Consider the following 19,079-nt stretch of genomic DNA (forward strand, 5'->3'; position numbering starts at 1 on the left):
ACAGCGACAGCATCAGACCCGGCCAGGCGCCACACTGCTGATCGCGTCCTCGAAATCCCTGACGAAGCGTGGTGTGTCGAACAGCGCCGAGTGTTCGCGGCCCCGGTGCAGACGCTCACGCAAGCCGGGCAACAGGTCCGCCCGGGTCGCCAGTTCGACGGCACGCTCTTCGTACTCGGCCAGCGTGGTGGTGATCAGCTCCGGCAGGTCCAGCGCAGTCAGCAGGCTGCCGGCCATGCGCGAGGCAAAAGTACGGCCAGAGCGGGTCAGTACCGGCAGCCCCATCCACAGGGCATCGTTGGCCGTGGTCCCGGCATTGAACGGATACGCGTCGAGAAACAGATCCGCGGCACTGTAGCGGGCCAGGTATTGCTCCGGTGCAACCCGCGGGGCGAACAGCAATCGTGCCGGATCCACGCCATGCGCCTCGGCCCTGGCGCAGAGGTTTTCCTGGGCCCACTGGTTGTCGGCCAGCAGCCACAACACACTGTCGGGGGCGCGCTGCAGGATCCGCATCCAGCAGTCGAACACTTCTTCGTTGAACTTGTAGTTGTTGTTGAACGAGCAAAACACGAAACGCTCTTGCGGCAAGCCGCACTCGGCGCGGGTCGGCAACGCCGCAACGGGGCGCTGGCGGTCGCTGCACTGGTAGATCTGCGCCAGGTACAGCGGTGTTTCACTGTAGTACGCCTTCTCGCTGTCGGGGATCAGATAGCGATCGGCGATCACATAATCGATGCCCGGCAGGCCGGTCGACCCGGGAAAGCCCAGGTAGGTCATCTGCACCGCAGCCGGGCGGTATGCCGGAATGTCCGGCCGGGCCCCGGACGTCAGCCCGTGCAGGTCGATGAGGATGTCGATCTCATGGTTGCGGATGCATTGCGCGGCAGCGGCGTCATCCATGGCGTCGATGCGCACGAAGTGATCCATGGCCTGCCTGACCCGCTCTCGCAAGGCCGAGCCGTCTTCGCGGCTCCAGCAAAAACCGTACACCTCGAAGCGCTGCCGATCGATCAGCTCGAACAGCTCCACCGTCAGCAACGACACCGCGTGCAGGCAGAAGTCCGAAGACAGGAAGCCGATGCGCAACTTCTGGTGGCCATAGCCTTGAGCCGAAGCCAGGGCGGGTACCCGTACATTGACCCGTTCCTTGACGAAGTGCACCGCGGCGGCCAGTTGCAGACCGGGGTCATCGCTGCCGGCGAGCAGTGCCAGGGGCGAAGACGCCTTGAGCAGATCGCCACGGGTCAAGCCTGCCGGTGGCTCATAGACCGGCCACACGCATTGCTTCTGGCGCAAGTGCACCCAGTGCTGAATCACCTTGGGTTGATTCGGGTCGGCATCCAGGCTGGTGCGCAGGATGGCTTCGGATTTCTGCAACTGCCGGGTTTCCTCGAAAAGGCGGCCCAGGTTGTTGCAGGTCATCAGGTACAGCTCGCGGCTTTGCGTGGCGTCGACCATGCGGTCATCGAGCATCGACTGCCAGATGGCCAGGGCCTCCTGCGGTTTGTTCTGACGCTCCAGCAGCGTCCCCAGGTTGAACCACGCCTGGGCGAATTCCGGGTTCTGGGCAATGGCGGCGCGATAGGCGGCCTCTGCGGCCTCGATCTGCCCCAGTTGCGACAGCGTGGCCCCCAGGTTGAACTGGATAATGTAATTGACCGACGAATGGCAGTGTTGCAACCAGCGCTGGTAGAGCGTCGCGACATCGTTGACGCGCTGTGCGCCATTGAGTCGGTCTGCGGTTTCGAGCAACTTCATCGGTTCCAGAGCGATACCCTCGGCCAGCTGCAGGGCTGCGGCCAGCACGACATCGAGGTTCGGGCTCTCAAGATTCTGTCTAAGCATTTGCGCGAAGTTCTCTTCCAATAAAAAAATACCGAGCTCTTTCGAGCCCGGTATCGGATCAGTCAAGGTTTACCACTGAAACTCAGTGAATCCAAGTCTGCACGTCGGTTGCGACCAACAACTGGACGTCGCCGTCGTTGAACACGTTGTAGCTGGCGCCATCGACCGTGGTGGTCCCCGCCGCCTGCCACTGGCCACTGTCGCCAGTGATGTTGACCGTGTCGTTGTGGTCACCGTTGACGATCATCTGCACCGGTGCTGCGGCACCGCTGGCCACATCCACCTGGCCAGCCTGGCCGAGCTTGGCGACAGCCTCGGCATCGACGGTCAGTACGCTGGCCTTGCCGCCATCGGCCGCCAGATCGATTGCACCCAGGGAGTGAGCTTCGACTGCCGGCGAATCCAGCTTGGTCAGGTCCAGGGACTGATTGCCATTGGCGTCGGTGCGGAACCAGACGTCGGCGATCGTATGGCTCTGGCCATCGCTGGTTTCGAAGCTGCTGTCGAGACCGATCAGGTTGCCATGGTTGAGCTCGGCGGTCTTGGCCACATCCAGGTTGAACTGGGTGATGCCCAGCTCCTTGAGGGTGTGCATCTCGCCCTTCTCACTGACGCCATCGTTGTTCCCATCGACCCAGACTTGCAGCGCCGAGAACAGCTGGTCCGCCCCGTTGACCGCGCCGTCATGGTTGCTGTCCAGGCTGACGAGGGCCTCGAAGCCGTCCTTGGCCAACGAACCGTCCGGCAGACGGAACGAGGAACCGAACAGCTCGGAGCCATCGTTGACCTGGCCATCGCCATTGAGGTCAAGCGCCAGCAGGCCGTCACCGCCAGCGGTCCAGCCGGTGGTTTCCTTGTGGCCGTCGGCATTGAGGTCGAACTTGACGCCATTGCTCAGGTGAGTGGTCTGTACGCCATCGCCGTTGAGGTCCAGGACCAGCGGCGTGGACAGGGCCAGCGCGTCGATCTGGGTGGCGCTCATTGCCTGCAGTTGCGCCGTGGTGAACGAATCAACCTGGGCCATCGACAGGTGCGACAGTTGCGCCGTGGTCAGGACTATGGCTTGCGCCGTGGTCAGGGCCGCGACTTGCGCCGTGGTCAACGCCGCCATGTCGGTGGTTTCGATCGCCACGATCTGCGCGGTGGTCAGGGCCGCTATATCGGCGGTTTCCAGGGCGCTGATCTGGGTCGGCTTGAGGGCCGCGATCTGCGCCGTGGTCAGGGCCGCCACCTGGGCAGTGGTCAACGCTACCAGTTGGGCTGAAGTCAGCGCACCGATATCCGCAGTCTCGATGGCCGCCACTTGCGTGGTGGTCAGGGCTGCGACCTGGGCAGTGGTCAGGCCCGCCACCTGGGCGGTGGTCAGGGCCACCACCTGGGCGGTGGTCAGGGCAGCCGTCTGCGCGGTGGTCAGGCTTGCAGTGTCGCTCACTGTCAGCGCGGCAATGTCCGCGGTTTCAAGTGCCGCCACTTGCGTGGTGGTCAGGGCCGCCGCTTGCGCGGTGGTCAAGGCCGCCACCTGGGCCGTGGTCAACGCCACCACCTGGGCGGTGGTCAGCGCAGCGACATCGACAGTCTGCAGAGCACTGATCTGGGTCGCCTTCAGGGCCGCCACCTCGGCCGTGGTCAGTGCAGCGACCTGGGCCGTGGTCAACGCTACCAGTTGGGCAGAGGTCAGCGCACCGATGTCGGCAGTTTCGATGGCCGCCACTTGCGTGGTGGTCAATGCCGCCACTTGCGCGGTGGTCAGCGCGGCGACCTGTGCCGTGCTCAGTGCCACCACCTGGGCGGTGGTGAGGGCCGCCACATCAGCGGTTTCCATGGCCGCGACCTGGGTCGCCTTCAAGGCCGCCACCTGGGCGGTGGTCAACGCCGCCACCTGGGCGGTAGTCAGGGCCACGACGCCGGCGGTGGTCAGCGCACCGATATCCGCGGTTTCCATGGCCGCCACTTGCGTGGTGGTCAGGGCAGCCACTTGAGCCGGCTTCAGCGCGGCCACCTGTGCCGTGGTCAGCGCCACCACCTGGGCGGTGGTCAGGGCAGCGGCCTGCGCGGTAGTCAGGGCCGCGATGCTGGCGGTGGTCAATGCGGCGATGTCAGCGGTTTCGATGGCCGCCACTTGCGTGGTGGTCAGCGCAGCCACTTGGGCGGTAGTCAGCGCAGCGACTTGTGCCGTGGTCAGCGCCACCACCTGGGCGGTGGTCAAGGCCGCCACGTCAGCGGTTTCCAGGGCGCTGATCTGGGTCGCCTTCAGAGCTGCCACCTGAGCCGTGGTCAGTGCAGCGACCTGGGCGGTGGTCAGGGCCACGACACTGGCGGTGGTCAGCGCACCGATATCGGCAGTTTCCATGGCCGCCACTTGCGTGGTGGTCAGCGCAGCCACTTGGGCCGGTTTCAGCGCGGCGACTTGGGCCGTGGTCAATGCCACTACCTGAGCGGTAGTGAGGGCCGCCACGTCAGCGGTTTCCATGGCCGCGATCTGGGCCGTGGTCAGCGCGGCAACCTGGGCCGTGGTCATTGCAGCGACCTGGGCGGTGGTCAGGGCCACGACGCTGGCGGTGGTCAGTGCGGCGACATCCGCGGTTTCCATGGCCGCCACTTGCGTGGTGGTCAGGGCAGCCACCTGGGCCGGTTTCAGCGCGGCCACCTGGGCGGTGGTCAAGGCCACTACCTGGGCAGTGGTCAGGGCAGCGGCCTGCGCGGTAGTCAGGGCCGCGACGCCGGCGGTGGTCAATGCGGCGATGTCAGCGGTTTCGATGGCCGCCACTTGCGTGGTGGTCAATGCCGCCACTTGCGCGGTGGTCAGCGCGGCGACTTGTGCCGTGCTCAGTGCCACCACCTGGGCGGTGGTCAGGGCCGCCACGTCAGCGGTTTCCATGGCCGCGACCTGGGTCGCCTTCAGGGCCGCCACCTGGGCGGTGGTCAACGCCGCCACCTGGGCAGTGGTCAGGGCCACGACGCTGGCGGTGGTCAGCGCCGCGATGTCAGCGGTTTCCATGGCCGCCACTTGCGTGGTGGTCAGGGCAGCCACCTGGGCCGGTTTCAGCGCGGCCACCTGGGCGGTGGTCAGGGCCACTACCTGAGCTGTGGTCAGGGCAGCGGTCTGCGCGGTGGTCAGCGCCGCGATGCTGGTCGCCGGCAAAGCAGCGATGTCAGCGGTTTCGATAGCCGCCACTTGCGTGGTGGTCAAGGCCGCCACTTGCGCGGTGGTCAGCGCAGCCACTTGGGCCGTGGTCAATGCCACCACCTGGGCGGTGGTGAGTGCCGCCACATCAGCGGTTTCCAGGGCGCTGATCTGGGTCGCCTTCAGGGCCGCCACTTGAGCCGTGGTCAGTGCAGCGACCTGGGCAGTGGTCAACGCTACCAGTTGAGCAGAAGTCAGCGCGCCGATATCGGCAGTTTCGATGGCCGCCACTTGCGTGGTGGTCAATGCCGCCACTTGCGCGGTGGTCAGCGCGGCGACTTGTGCCGTGGTCAGTGCCACCACCTGGGCGGTGGTCAAGGCCGCCACGTCAGCGGTTTCCATGGCCGCGACCTGGGTCGCCTTCAAGGCCGCCACCTGGGCGGTGGTCAACGCCGCCACCTGGGCGGTAGTCAGGGCCACGACGCTGGCGGTGGTCAGTGCGGCGACATCCGCGGTTTCCATGGCCGCCACTTGCGTGGTGGTCAGCGCAGCCACCTGGGCCGGCTTCAGCGCGGCCACCTGGGCCGTGGTCAGCGCCACCACCTGGGCGGTGGTCAGGGCAGCGGCCTGCGCAGTGGTCAGGGCCGCGACGCCGGCGGTGGTCAATGCGGCGATGTCAGCGGTTTCGATGGCCGCCACTTGCGTGGTAGTCAACGCAGCCACTTGGGCGGTGGTCAGCGCAGCCACTTGTGCCGTGGTCAACGCCACCACCTGAGCGGTGGTGAGGGCCGCCACGTCAGCGGTTTCCAGAGCTGCGACCTGGGTCGCCTTCAGGGCCGCCACCTGGGCCGTGGTCAACGCCGCCACTTGAGCGGTAGTCAGGGCCACGACGCTGGCGGTGGTCAGCGCACCGATATCGGCAGTTTCAATGGCCGCCACTTGCGTGGTGGTCAATGCTGCCACTTGGGCCGGTTTCAGCGCGGCGACTTGGGCCGTGGTCAGAGCCACTACCTGAGCGGTAGTGAGTGCCGCCACGTCAGCGGTTTCCATGGCCGCGATCTGGACCGTGGTCAGCGCGGCGACCTGGGCCGTGGTCAACGCCGCCACCTGGGCAGTGGTCAGGGCCACGACGCTGGCGGTGGTCAGTGCGGCGACATCCGCGGTTTCCATGGCCGCCACTTGCGTGGTGGTCAGGGCAGCCACTTGGGCCGGCTTCAGCGCGGCCACCTGGGCGGTGGTCAAGGCCACTACCTGGGCAGTGGTCAGGGCAGCGGCCTGCGCGGTAGTCAGGGCCGCGACGCCGGCGGTGGTCAATGCGGCGATGTCAGCGGTTTCGATGGCCGCCACTTGCGTGGTGGTCAGCGCAGCCACTTGCGCGGTGGTCAGGGCCGCCACCTGGGCAGTGGTCAACGCCACCACCTGAGCGGTGGTGAGGGCCGCCACGTCAGCGGTTTCCAGGGCGCTGATCTGGGTCGCCTTCAGGGCAGCCACCTGGGCGGTGGTCAACGCAGCCACCTGTGCGGTGGTCAGGGCCACGACGCTGGCGGTGGTCAACGCACCGATATCGGCAGTTTCGATGGCCGCCACTTGCGTGGTGGTCAATGCTGCCACTTGGGCCGGTTTCAGCGCGGCGACTTGGGCCGTGGTCAGTGCCACCACCTGGGCGGTAGTGAGGGCCGCCACGTCAGCGGTTTCCATGGCCGCGATCTGGGCCGTGGTCAGCGCGGCGACTTGGGCCGTGGTCAGCGCCGCCACCTGGGCGGTGGTCAGGGCCACGACGCTGGCGGTGGTCAGCGCGGCGACATCGACGGTCTGCATGGCCGCCACTTGCGTGGTGGTCAGGGCAGCCACTTGCGCCGGTTTCAGCGCAGCCACCTGGGCCGTGGTCAGGGCCACTACCTGGGCGGTGGTCAGGGCAGCAGTCTGCGCGGTGGTCAGGGCCGCGACGCTGGCCGCTGGCAAGGCAGCAATGTCAGCGGTTTCGATAGCCGCTACTTGCGTGGTGGTCAAGGCCGCCACTTGCGCGGTGGTCAGCGCAGCCACTTGGGCGGTGCTCAGGGCCACCACTTGAGCCGTGGTCAAGGCGGCCACGTCGGCGGTTTCCAGGGCCGCGACCTGGGTCGACTTGAGTGCCGCGACCTGCGCCGTGGTCAGTGCAGCGACCTGGGCGGTGGTCAGGGCCACGACGCCGGCGGTGGTCAGCGCCGCGATGTCAGCGGTTTCAATGGCCGCCACTTGCGTGGTAGTCAGGGCCGCCACCTGGGCGGTGGTCAGCGCGGCGACTTGTGCCGTGGTCAGTGCCACTACCTGAGCGGTAGTGAGCGCCGCCACGTCAGCGGTTTCCATGGCCGCGACCTGGGCCGGGGTCAGCGCGGCGACTTGTGCCGTGGTCAGCGCCGCCACCTGGGCGGTGGTCAGGGCCACGATGCTGGCGGTGGTCAGCGCGGCGACATCCGCGGCTTGCATGGCCGCCACTTGCGTGGTGGTCAGGGCAGCCACTTGCGCCGGTTTCAGCGCGGCCACCTGGGCCGTGGTCAGGGCCACTACCTGGGCGGTGGTCAGGGCAGCGGTCTGCGCGGTGGTCAGGGCCGCGACGCTGGTCGCTGGCAAGGCGGCGATGTCAGCGGTTTCGATGGCCGCCACCTGCGTGGTGGTCAATGCCGCCACTTGCGTCGTGGTCAGCGCAGCGACTTGTGCCGTGGTCAGTGCCACCACTTGGGCGGTGGTCAGGGCCGCCACGTCAGCGGTTTCCAGGGCGCTGATCTGGGTCGCCTTCAGGGCCGCCACCTGCGCCGTGGTCAACGCCGCCACCTGGGCGGTGGTCAGGGCCACGACGCTGGCAGTGGTCAGCGCGCCGATATCGGCAGTTTCGATGGCCGCCACTTGCGTGGTGGTCAGCGCAGCCACTTGGGCCGGTTTCAGCGCGGCCACCTGGGCCGTGGTCAGCGCCACCACCTGGGCGGTGGTCAGGGCAGCGGCCTGCGCGGTAGTCAGGGCCGCGATGCTGGCGGTGGTCAATGCGGCGATGTCAGCGGTTTCGATGGCCGCCACTTGCGTGGTGGTCAATGCAGCCACTTGGGCGGTAGTCAGCGCGGCGACTTGTGCCGTGGTCAAGGCCACCACCTGGGCGGTGGTCAGCGCGGCAACATCGACAGTCTGCAGAGCGCTGATCTGGGGCGCCTTCAGGGCTGCCACCTGGGCCGTGGTCAGTGCAGCGACCTGGGCGGTGGTCAAGGCCACGACGCTGGCGGTGGTCAACGCGGCGATATCAGCGGTTTCCATGGCCGCCACTTGCGTGGTGGTCAGCGCAGCCACCTGGGCGGTGGTCAGCGCAGCCACTTGTGCCGTGGTCAGTGCCACTACCTGGGCGGTAGTGAGTGCCGCCACGTCAGCGGTTTCCATGGCCGCGACCTGGGCCGGGGTCAGCGCGGCGACTTGTGCAGTGGTCAGCGCCGCCACCTGGGCGGTGGTCAGGGCCACGATGCCGGCGGTGGTCAGTGCGGCGACATCCGCGGCCTGCATGGCCGCCACTTGCGTGGTGGTCAGGGCAGCCACTTGCGCCGGTTTCAGCGCGGCCACCTGGGCAGTGGTCAATGCCACCACTTGGGCGGTGGTCAGGGCAGCGGTCTGCGCGGTGGTCAGGGCTGCGATGCTGGTCGCTGGCAAGGCGGCGATGTCAGCGGTTTCGATGGCCGCCACTTGAGTGGTGGTCAATGCCGCCACTTGCGCGGTGGTCAGCGCAGCCACCTGGGCAGTGCTCAGGGCCACCACTTGAGCCGTGGTCAAGGCGGCCACGTCAGCGGTTTCCAGGGCCGCGACCTGGGTCGACTTGAGTGCCGCGACCTGCGCCGTGGTCAGTGCAGCGACCTGGGCGGTGGTCAGGGCCGCAACGCTGGCGGTGGACAGCGCGGTGATGTCAGCGGTTTCGATGGCCGCCACTTGTGTGGTGGTCAGCGCGGCGACTTGCGTGGTTTTCAGCCCGGCCATCTGAGCGGAGGTCAAGGCCACGACCTGTGCGGTGGTCAGTGCGGCGGTCTGGGCCGTGGTCAGGCTGACGAGCGAGGCGACAGGCAGCACAGCAATATCCGCTGTTTCGAAGGCAGCGACTTGCGTTGTTGTCAGCGCAGCGATCTGCGTGGTTTTCAGTGCGGTGACCTGAGCGGTGGTCAGGGCTACCACCTGCGCTGTCGTCAGTGCCGGTACCTGCACGGTCGTAAACGCGGCAATGTTGGGCGCGGTGATGACTGCGATCTGCGCAACGGTCATCTGGGCGATCTGAGCGGTGCTCAAGGCAACAATGTCCTGGGTCGCAAGCCCGGCAATGGTGGTTGTACTCAAGGCAGCGACTTGCGCTGGGGTCAACGAAGAAATGAAGCTCATGGACGCATCCTATATAGGGGTCATTTACGGCGCTGCCAGCGTTGTCGCCGTAGCCTTGGGCGAAAATTTGGTAGCCCTCGTGTCATTAGCGACACATTCGGTAAAAACATTAAGAATCTTTTTTGATGGCTTTTTGCCTTTTATAAAATTTTAGTTATAAAAAAACTTGGCTTTATAGGCTTAGATAGTAAAGCGACAATATCATATAGCCACTACTCGTGGATTACGCCACTCCTTGCGAGCGACCAGGCGGCACGCCATTGTGCTGCCATGACCTTGACCCTTGCCCAACACTTCCCCTAGTGTGCGCGGGCGTCCGTTGGCAGGCATTGGTCAGCGGAACATGCCCCCATTTCCCCTTTTGCCATCCGGCAAGGGCCTTGATCGAGTAACTGATTGTGAAAACCTTCCTCCATGTAGGTTGCGGTCCAAAGAGCAAGAACAGCACGACCAAGGGCTTCGCCTCAGAGCAGTGGCAGGAGCTGCGCTTCGATATCGATGAGAGTGTCAACCCGGACATCGTCGGCACCATGACCGACATGTCCCAGGTCAAGGACGCTTCGGTGGATGCGCTGTTCTCCAGCCACAACATCGAGCATCTCTATCCCCATGAAGTGCCGGTAGCCCTGGCGGAGTTCAAGCGCGTCCTCAAGCCTGGCGGCTTCGTGATCATCACCTGCCCGGACCTGCAATCGGTGTGCGCCCTGGTGGCCGAAGACAAACTGACCGACGAGGCCTACCTTTCGCCGGCGGGCCCGATCGCGCCCATCGACATCCTCTACGGCCATCGCCCGGCCATGGCCAACGGCAACGTGTTCATGGCGCACCGTTGCGGTTTCACCAAGAAGGTCCTGACCGGCTCCCTGCAAGCGGCCGGCTTCGACATGGTCCTGCCGATCCAGCGTGCCCATCCGGCCTATGACCTGTGGGCGGTGGCGGCACTTGCGCCGATCTCCGAGCAAGAAGTAGTGGCGATCGCCAACCAGCATTTCCCTGCCTGACCCCTGCTGAAGCACGGGCCTGGCATGCCGGGCCCGCCTCGTCTCAGAGCTCCGGCAGCCTGCCCCCTCCCCCCCATCAGCGGCCATGCTGACTTTGGCGGCAATCAGGTGTTGCTGCCTGCCACCCAGGTTGTACGTATTCGACTTCATTCCCGAGCCGCGTGATGGATCTGTATCTACAATCACAAGCGGATAAACATCGCCCTTGGTGGCATCCCCCCAAAAAAGAAACCGCATGTAACTGTTAACAGGGTTCCGGAAAAAATGAGTGAACTGATCGAGCCCGACGCAGCAAGGCATGTCGCTCAACAACGCCAGCGTGCCGGCCATCTGGCCCAGGCCGTACGCAAAGAATTGCAAAAAGCCGTGATTGGCCAGGACAGCGTGATCGACGACGTGCTGACCGCGCTGATCGCTGGCGGCCACGTATTGCTCGAAGGCGTGCCGGGGCTGGGCAAGACCCTGTTGGTACGCGCCCTCGCCCGCTGCTTCGGCGGTGAGTTCGCGCGCATCCAGTTCACTCCGGACCTGATGCCCAGCGACGTCACCGGGCACGCGGTGTATGACTTGCAGACCGAGCAATTCAAGCTGCGCAAGGGGCCGCTGTTCACCAACCTGCTACTGGCCGACGAGATCAACCGCGCCCCGGCGAAAACCCAGGCGGCGCTGCTCGAAGCCATGCAGGAACGGCAAGTCACCCTCGAAGGCCAGCCATTGCCGATCGCGCAACCCTTCATGGTGCTCGCCACGCAGAACCCGATCGAACAGGAAGGCACTTACCCACTGCCGGAAGCCGAACTGGATCGCTTCATGCTCAAGGTGCGCATGGATTATCCGGACGCCGAGCAAGAATTGAACATGGTCCGTCAGGTCAGCCGCTCGACCCGGGCCGACATGCTCGATGTCCAACCCATGCGCACCTTGTTGCAGGCCAGGGATGTGCTGGCCCTGCAACGCATTTCCAGCGACCTGGCGCTGGACGATCAGGTGCTCGATTACGCCGTGCGCCTGGCCCGCTCCACCCGCAGCTGGCCAGGCCTGACCCTCGGCGCCGGCCCGCGCGCGTCCATCGCGCTGGTGCGGTGTGCCCGTGCCCGTGCGCTGCTGCGCGGCGGGGAGTTCGTGATTCCGGACGACATCAAGGGTTGCGCCCTGGCCGTGTTGCGTCATCGTGTGCGCATCGCACCGGAGCTGGACATCGAAGGGCTGGATGTCGATCAGGTGCTCCGGCAGATGCTCGACCAAGTACCGGCGCCGCGGCAGTGAAACCGTGCTGAAACGAAAAGATCGCAGCCTTCGGCAGCTCCTACAGGTGAACACGATCAATGTAGGAGCTGCCGCAGGCTGCGATCTTTTATGCACACGACACGGTGCTCAATCATGAGCCCCGTCAAACGAAAAGATCGCAGCCTTCGGCAGCTCCTACAGGTGTACACGATCAATGTAGGAGCTGCAGGCTGCGATCTTTCAGGTGCCCAATCATGAAACCCTCGCGCCTGCTATTGATCTGGTTAATGTCGCTACTGGCCATCGGCATCGTGCTCGGCAGTCTGCAGGCACTGGAGCTGGCGATGCCAACGACTGTCACGCAGATCAATTGGGGACTGCTGTTGGCATTGCTGCTCCTGGCCCTGCTCGATGCCTTTCGGCTGAAGCGACTACCTTCGCCCCGGCTGAGCCGTGAGATACCCGGTAGTCTGGCCCTCGGTCGCTGGAGCGATGTACAACTGATCCTTGAGCACGACTTTTCACAACCTCTGAGCGTACAGATCTTCGACCATGTCCCCTCGGGCCTGGACTTCGAACACCTGCCGCTGACTGTCCAATTGCAACCGGGCCGGCACAGCCGAATCGACTACCGGCTGCGTCCGCTAAAACGCGGGCACTTCAGTTTTGAGCGCTGCGAAATCAACCTGCCGAGCCCATTGGGTTTGTGGTCCGACAAACGCATTCTCGATGTCGCGGACCACACCCGTGTCTATCCCGACTTCGCCCGCCTCTATGGCGGCCAGTTACTGGCTGTGGATAACTGGCTCAGCCAGCTCGGCGTACGTCAACGCCAGCGTCGTGGCCTGGGTCTGGAGTTTCATCAGCTACGGGAATTTCGCGAAGGCGACAGCCTGCGCCAGATCGACTGGAAAGCCACCGCCCGCCAGCGCTCGCCCATTGCCCGGGAGTATCAGGACGAACGCGACCAGCAGATCATCTTCATGCTCGACTGCGGCCGGCACATGCGCAGCCAGGACGGCGAGCTGTCGCACTTCGACCATGCGCTTAATGCCTGTTTGCTGCTCAGCTACGTCGCGCTACGCCAGGGCGACGCGGTGGGCCTGAGTACCTTTGCCAGCGAACAGCCGCGCTATCTTGCGCCGGTAAAAGGCACCAGCCATCTCAACACACTGCTCAATAGCGTCTATGACTTGAACAGCAGCCAACGCAGCGCCGACTACCAAGCCGCTGCTACGCAACTGCTGGCACGGCAAAAACGCCGGGCGCTGGTGGTGCTGGTGACCAACCTGCGCGAAGAGGACGACGATGAGTTGCTCCCGGCGGTCAAGCGCCTGAGCCAGCAGCACCAGGTGCTGGTCGCGAGCCTGCGCGAGGACGTGCTCGACACCCTGCGTCAGGCACCGGTACAGACCTTGCCCGAGGCGCTGGCCTATTGCGGGACCGTGGACTACCTCAATGCACGCGCCGAACTCCATGAGCGCTTGAACGCTCATGGAGTTCTGGTGATGGATGCGCTACCCGGCAATTTGGGGGCGGCGTTGGTGACGCGGTATCTGGGCTGGAAAAGAGCTTGAGTTTGAGCCCGAGTCATCTCAAGCCGAAGCCGGCAACGACTGAAAACTGAAGTACTGCTTCAACGCCTTCACCAATTGCCCATACTCCGGCGGTGCCCGTTGCAGGCTGAAACCGGCGTCGTAATGTTGGGGGGTCGCGTCTTCGTGGCACCACAGGCAACAGGCCTGCAGGTCGATGATCCGCTGGCCGCCTTCGGTGGCTGGAATTTTCAGGCGCAGGTTGAAGTCCGCGCCGATCATCATCGGCAGCTGGCTGATCAGCATCAGCCCGTCTTCGGAGACATTGCCCAGGTAGCCGATGGGTTTGCCGGTGATGCCGTTGAACACTTTCAGGAAATACGGCAGTTGATGCCGCTCGATTCGGCGGTCGGTGAACATGTGCGTTTTCGCTATGCAAGGCTCTTAAGCAGAGCCGCACTACTGCTTCGGAACGGGCGCGCATTGAGTAGTGGCCCGCTCTCCCCGTTTCCGGTGCGCCAGTCCTTACGGCGCTGAGTCCCGCTAATGCCGGTCACAGGTGTTGCCCCGGTTCAGAGACAAGGCTCTAAAACCGGTTCATTGGACTATAGCTCAGCGCCGCCGGGGAGCCAGCGATGGACTGCTCGCCGGCTATCAGAACTGCGTCGGTTTTACCGCCGCGGCACTGCGTAGCGGGTAGTGGCCCAGGCTCTGCAAGGTTTCCAGGCGGGCGCGGGCGCGGTAGGCGTATTCGCTTTGCGGATAGGCGGCGATAATGAACTGGTAGGTCTGGGCCGCGTCGATAAACATCTTCTGCCGCTCCAGGCACTGGCCGCGCATCATCGACACTTCCGGCCACACGTAAGGCCGCGCGCGGCTGTCGCGTTCGACCTTGGACAGTTCGAGCATCACCTGCTCGCAATTGCCCCGGTCATAGGCGCTGTAGGCATTGTTCAAGTGATGGTTCATTGCCCAACGGGTGCAGCCCGTGGCACTGAGGGCGCCGACGGCAAGGGCAGCAATGAGTACGAATCGCATGGGGATCTCCTGTCTTGAACGCTGTATCGACCCGTGGGCGGAAATCTTCAGGCTGCCTGGCGCAAAGTTGTCAGGTTCAATAAAGAAAGAAAAAAGTAGTGCATACGAACAATGACTACACCTTCGGAGCATAGTAGCCTCACTCAGCGCTTGAACTCAGGAGTCTTTGCATGTCCGTCCGTCGTACCAAAATCGTCGCCACCCTTGGCCCGGCCAGTAACTCGCCGGAAGTTCTCGAACAGCTGATTCTGGCTGGCCTGGACGTCGCCCGCCTGAACTTCTCCCACGGCACCCCCGACGAGCACAAGGCTCGCGCGAAGCTGGTGCGTGACCTGGCCGCCAAGCACGGCCGCTTCGTCGCCCTGCTGGGTGACCTGCAAGGCCCGAAAATCCGTATCGCCAAGTTCGCCAACAAGAAGATCGAGCTGAAGATCGGTGATCAATTCACCTTCTCCACCAGCCATCCCCTGACCGAAGGCAACCAGCAAGTGGTCGGCATCGACTACCCGGACCTGGTCAAGGACTGCGGCGTAGGTGACGAGCTGCTGCTCGACGACGGCCGCGTGGTGATGCGCGTCGATACCGCCACCACCACCGAACTGAACTGCACCGTGACCATCGGCGGCCCGCTGTCCGACCACAAAGGCATCAACCGTCGCGGTGGCGGCCTGACCGCTCCGGCCCTGACTGAAAAAGACAAGGCCGACATCAAGCTCGCTGCGGAAATGGAAGTCGACTACCTCGCGGTGTCTTTCCCGCGTGACGCCGCCGACATGGAGTACGCCCGTCAACTGCGCGACGAAGCCGGCGGCACTGCCTGGCTGGTGGCGAAGATTGAACGCGCCGAAGCCGTGGCCGATGACGAAACCCTCGACGGCCTGATCAAGGCATCCGACGCGGTGATGGTTGCCCGTGGTGACCTGGGTGTGGAAATCGGCGACGCCGAACTGGTGGGCATCCAGAAGAAGATCATTCTGCACGCACGCCGCCACAACAAGGCAGTGATCGTCGCGACCCAGATGATGGAGTCGATGATCCAGAACCCGATGCCGACCCGCGCCGAAGTGTCCGACGTGGCCAACGCCGTGCTCGACTACACCGACGCCGTGATGCTCTCGGCCGAAAGCGCCGCTGGCCTGTACCCGCTGGAAGCCGTTCAGGCCATGGCGCGGATCTGTGTCGGTGCCGAAAAGCACCCGACCAGCAAGACCTCCAGCCACCGCATCGGCAAGGAGTTCCAGCGCTGTGACGAGAGCATTGCGCTGGCGACCATGTACACTGCCAACCACTTCCCGGGCGTGAAGGCGATCATCGCCCTGACCGAAAGTGGCTACACCCCGCTGATCATGTCGCGTATCCGTTCCTCGGTACCGATCTACGCGTTCACCCCGCACCGCGAAGCCCAGGCTCGCGCGGCGATGTTCCGTGGCGTGTACACCATCCCGTTCGACCCGGCTTCGCTGGCACCGAACGAAGTCAGCCAGAAGGCGATCGACGAGCTGGTCAAGCGCGGCGTAGTACAGAAAGGCGACTGGGTCATCCTGACCAAGGGTGACAGCTACCACACCACCGGCGGCACCAACGGCATGAAGATCCTGCACGTTGGCGACCCGATGGTCTGAGTGACCGGTTGCTGAAAAACAAAAGCCCCGCCATGTGAATGGCGGGGCTTTTTTTATGTTTTGAAAATCAAAAGATCGCAGCCTGCGGCAGCTCCTACATTGAAATGCGCAGGCTGCGATCTTTTCGAATTCACCGCTAAATTCAATGCCGCTTGATGAACCCGGTCAACGCCGCCAAGGCTTCCGGCGAACGCAACCGCTGGGTGAACAATGCACCCTCCTCTTCGATCACCTTGCGCAACTGCTCCCGATCCGGCGCTTTCATCAGTTGCTTGCTGATCCGCACCGCTTCCGGCGGCAACGACTCAAAGCGCAAGGCCATCTCCCGCGCCTTGGCCAAGGCCTCTTCGCCACTGCCCAAGGCCTCATTGGCAATACCCCAGGCAGCCGCCTGTTCACCGCTGAAACCTTCACCCAGCAGCAACAACTCCGCCGCTTTGGCCTGCCCGAGCAAGCGCGGCAGGATCAGGCTGGAACCGAACTCAGGGCATAACCCGAGATTGACGAACGGCATGCGCAGGCGCGCATCGCGGCTGACGTAGACCAGATCGCAGTGCAGCAGCATCGTCGTACCAATGCCCACCGCCGCCCCGGCCACGGCGGCGACCACTGGTTTGCGGCACTCGAGCAGGTTGAGCATGAACTGGAACACCGGGCTGTCGAGGCTGGTCGGCGGTTGCTGGATGAAGTCGGCGATGTCGTTGCCGGCGGTGAAGCATTCGGCAGAACCGCTGATCAGTACGGCATTGATCTCGGGGTCGCTGTCGGCCCGTTTCAACACCTCGGCCAGTTGGCTGTACATGGCGCGGGTCAGGGCGTTTTTCTTGTCCGGGCGATTCAGGCGCAGGGTCAACAGGCCGCGTTCGCGTTCAACTTGGATGGCATCGGTCATGGCAGGACTCAGCGGTGCGAAGTCAGAAGATTTCATTGTGGCGAGCGAACTTGCTCGCGCCGGGCTGCGCAGCAGCCCCAAAAACCTGTGAGCGCTGCGCACTCAAACGCGAGCAAGCTCGCTCGCCACAACAGCGGATTCAGCGCTCAACCACGGGGCAGGAACACATCGGCCAGCAGTTGATTGCGCGGCAGTCCCGCCAGGTACAGGCGCCGGGCAAAGGCATCGACACTGTCGGGGGCTCCGCAGAGTAAGGCCAGGGTTTGCCGGGAAACAAGCCGCAGTTGCGCCAAAGCCGCTGGCAACTCGGCCGGGGTCCAGAGTTCGACACTCAGGTTCGGACGGCTGGCGACCATGGCCTGCAGAGGCTTGGCCAGGTAGTGTTCATCGGCATCATGGGCCAGGTGGATGACACGAATGGCGCCCTGGTGATCCTGGCGCAGCGCTTCGCGCAGCACACCAAACAATGGCCCCAACCCGGTGCCGGCCGCCATCAACCACAACGGCCGGGTGTGCCAGTCCGGATCATAATGCAGGGCACCGCCGCGCAATTCACCGAGACGGATCGGATCGCCGATGCGCATTTGCCGGGCGGCATCGCTGAATTCCCCGGACTGGCGGCAATCGAGATGAAACTCGAGAAAACGGTCTTCCTGCGGCAGGCTGGCGAGGGAATACGGCCGTGCCACATTACCCGCCCACAACACCAGGTGCTGGCCGGCGCTGTAGCGCAACGGTCGCTGCGCGATCACCCGCAAGCGCAGCACCGTGGTGCTCAGCCAATCGACGGCGGCGACCTCGGCCGGTTGACCATCGACCTGCGGGTCGAAAGCATGCACCTGCAAGTCCTCGACCACCTGGCACTGGCACGCCAGGCGCCAACCCTGTTCTCGCTGCTGCGCACTCAGGGCATCCGGCCGGCTGTCGCTCGGCAGGCCCCGCACACACTGCACCAGGCACGCATGGCAACTGCCGGCGCGGCAACTGTAAGGCACCGGTACGCCGTTCTGATTCAGCGCGTCGAGCAGATTGCTGCCCGCCGCTACCGACCAGTGGCGCTCGCCAACCCGCAACTCAGGCATCGACGTTCTCCCACGCCGCCGCGCATCGGTTACGGCCGTCACGCTTGGCCCGATAGAGCGCCTGATCGGCCCGTTGCAGCGCGTCATCGAGGTCGTCGCCCAACTCCAACAGGGTCATGCCGGCGGACAGGCTGAGGTTGCGCACATTCAGACCGATCAACTCGACATCGGTGAAGGCGATGCGCAGCCGTTCGCAGCACGAAGTCAGACTGTCGGCATCGCAATCGGGCAGCAGCACCACGAATTCTTCGCCGCCGTAGCGAGCCAGAACATCGCTGTCACGCAGGCATGCGGTGGCAACGCCGGCAAAGGCCTGCAGCACCTGATCACCGGCGGCATGCCCGTGCAGATCGTTGATGCGTTTGAAATGGTCGAGGTCAATCAGCGCCAGGCCATGCACGACACCGGCTTCCATGGCGTTTAGCTCGCGGGAAGCCAGGCGCAGGAAATGCCGGCGATTGAACAGGCCTGTGAGCTCGTCGGTGGCCACCAGGTCTTCGAGCTGGCGCATCATCCCGCGCAAGGTGTCCTGGTGCGCCTGCAAGGCAAAACGCCGCTGACGCATGCGTTGTCGCGAAGCCTGGACGTAGCGGGCATACAACACCAGCCACACCAGCACGATGAACAGCACGCAGACCTGCAACACTGCCATGGCCGGGTCGGGCAACTGGAAGTGGTAGCCCTCCCACAGGGTGATCGCACTAAAGCTGAAGAACACCAGCAAGGCGCATCGCACAAAGGACCGGCGCGACAGATGGAACAGGCCGAACAACAGGATAAGGACGTAAAACACCAGGAACGCACCCCGGGCTTCGTCCAGATGGGCGATCAGCCAGGTTTGCCAGCCCAGCCCCAGCAATACTTGCGCCTCGGTCAGGCTGGGGTCGGCGAAACGCAGGTTGCAGCCGCTGTAGAACACCGCGAACAGGACGGCCTGGCTGGTCACGACCAGTGCGCTGCCGATGGCGACACTGGCCAGCGGCGCGTCGTAGTGACCGGTAAAAAACGCCAGCCACAGCAACAGCAATGCCAGGGCATAGGTGCCGGCCGCGAGGGCGAAACGTTTGAGCAACAGGCGCTGGATGGCGTTATGGGTCAATCGTTGACTCACCAAATGAAAGGAGACTGACAGAGCGTCCTACTCTACAGACCGTATGTCACTTTAGTGGCGTGACCGATAAATGACCATTCAATTTTCGGGATGACTCGATTCCCCTGTAGGAGCTGCCGCAGGCTGCGATCTTTTGATCTTGATCTTCAAAGATCGCAGCCTTCGGCAGCTCCTACAGGGACGGGGGACGACAATGAGACCAAGGTTTGACCACCGGCG

The 19,079-nt window shown here is 64.1% G+C and carries 11 protein-coding genes; 4 read left to right on the plus strand and 7 right to left on the minus strand.

Annotated elements, in window-relative coordinates:
- Positions 1-12: 12 nt before the first annotated feature.
- Both ACEN83_RS24475 and ACEN83_RS24480 read right to left on the minus strand, forming a co-directional pair.
- A complete protein-coding gene (locus ACEN83_RS24475; RefSeq protein ID WP_495578658.1) occupies positions 13-1,848 on the minus strand; it encodes an O-linked N-acetylglucosamine transferase, SPINDLY family protein in 1,836 nt (611 codons plus the stop codon).
- An 82-nt stretch (positions 1,849-1,930) separates the two neighbouring features.
- Positions 1,931-9,352, minus strand: a complete 7,422-nt coding sequence (locus tag ACEN83_RS24480; RefSeq protein ID WP_495578659.1) for an SPM autocatalytic domain-containing protein — start codon at positions 9,350-9,352, stop codon at positions 1,931-1,933.
- 398 nt (positions 9,353-9,750) lie between these two features.
- Here ACEN83_RS24480 and ACEN83_RS24485 point away from each other — a divergent pair, with 398 nt between their 5' ends.
- The 3 genes from ACEN83_RS24485 (at position 9,751) to ACEN83_RS24495 (ending at position 13,157) form a co-directional block, all read left to right on the plus strand.
- On the plus strand, positions 9,751-10,353 hold the full coding sequence (locus tag ACEN83_RS24485; RefSeq protein ID WP_007978448.1) for a class I SAM-dependent methyltransferase: 603 nt from the start codon (positions 9,751-9,753) through the stop codon (positions 10,351-10,353).
- 264 nt (positions 10,354-10,617) lie between these two features.
- A complete protein-coding gene (locus ACEN83_RS24490) occupies positions 10,618-11,619 on the plus strand; it encodes an AAA family ATPase (protein ID WP_116581073.1) in 1,002 nt (333 codons plus the stop codon).
- A gap of 215 nt (positions 11,620-11,834) precedes the next feature.
- Complete coding sequence (locus ACEN83_RS24495) at positions 11,835-13,157, plus strand: DUF58 domain-containing protein (protein WP_495578660.1); 1,323 nt, start codon at positions 11,835-11,837, stop codon at positions 13,155-13,157.
- Positions 13,158-13,175: 18 nt separating this feature from the next.
- On the opposite strand, the gene ACEN83_RS24500 is transcribed toward ACEN83_RS24495, so the two are convergent.
- A complete protein-coding gene (locus ACEN83_RS24500) occupies positions 13,176-13,535 on the minus strand; it encodes a PilZ domain-containing protein (RefSeq protein ID WP_007978460.1) in 360 nt (119 codons plus the stop codon).
- Between the two features lie 234 nt (positions 13,536-13,769).
- Positions 13,770-14,153 (minus strand): tetratricopeptide repeat protein, encoded by a 384-nt coding sequence (locus ACEN83_RS24505; RefSeq protein WP_015096630.1) that lies wholly within the window; start codon positions 14,151-14,153, stop codon positions 13,770-13,772.
- Between the two features lie 170 nt (positions 14,154-14,323).
- On the opposite strand from ACEN83_RS24505, the gene pyk reads away from it, so the two are divergent.
- Positions 14,324-15,775 (plus strand): pyruvate kinase, encoded by a 1,452-nt coding sequence (gene pyk / locus ACEN83_RS24510; RefSeq protein ID WP_493726962.1) that lies wholly within the window; start codon positions 14,324-14,326, stop codon positions 15,773-15,775.
- Positions 15,776-15,917: 142 nt separating this feature from the next.
- Here the strand turns inward: pyk and ACEN83_RS24515 are convergent, their stop codons facing one another.
- The 3 genes from ACEN83_RS24515 to ACEN83_RS24525 all read right to left on the minus strand — a co-directional run bounded on the left by ACEN83_RS24515 (position 15,918) and on the right by ACEN83_RS24525 (position 18,848).
- Positions 15,918-16,667 carry an enoyl-CoA hydratase-related protein gene (locus ACEN83_RS24515; RefSeq protein ID WP_495578661.1) on the minus strand — a complete coding sequence of 250 codons (750 nt, stop codon included), beginning with the start codon at positions 16,665-16,667 and terminating at the stop codon, positions 15,918-15,920.
- A 146-nt stretch (positions 16,668-16,813) separates the two neighbouring features.
- Entirely contained in the window at positions 16,814-17,749 is a 936-nt protein-coding gene (locus ACEN83_RS24520) for an iron-sulfur-binding ferredoxin reductase (protein WP_495578662.1), read from the minus strand.
- Positions 17,742-18,848, minus strand: a complete 1,107-nt coding sequence (locus ACEN83_RS24525) for a GGDEF domain-containing protein (protein WP_116581078.1) — start codon at positions 18,846-18,848, stop codon at positions 17,742-17,744. Before ACEN83_RS24525 ends, ACEN83_RS24520 begins: the two co-directional genes overlap by 8 nt.
- Between the last annotated feature and the right edge of the window lie 231 nt (positions 18,849-19,079).

This window comes from Pseudomonas sp. Pseusp49 (assembly GCF_059491875.1).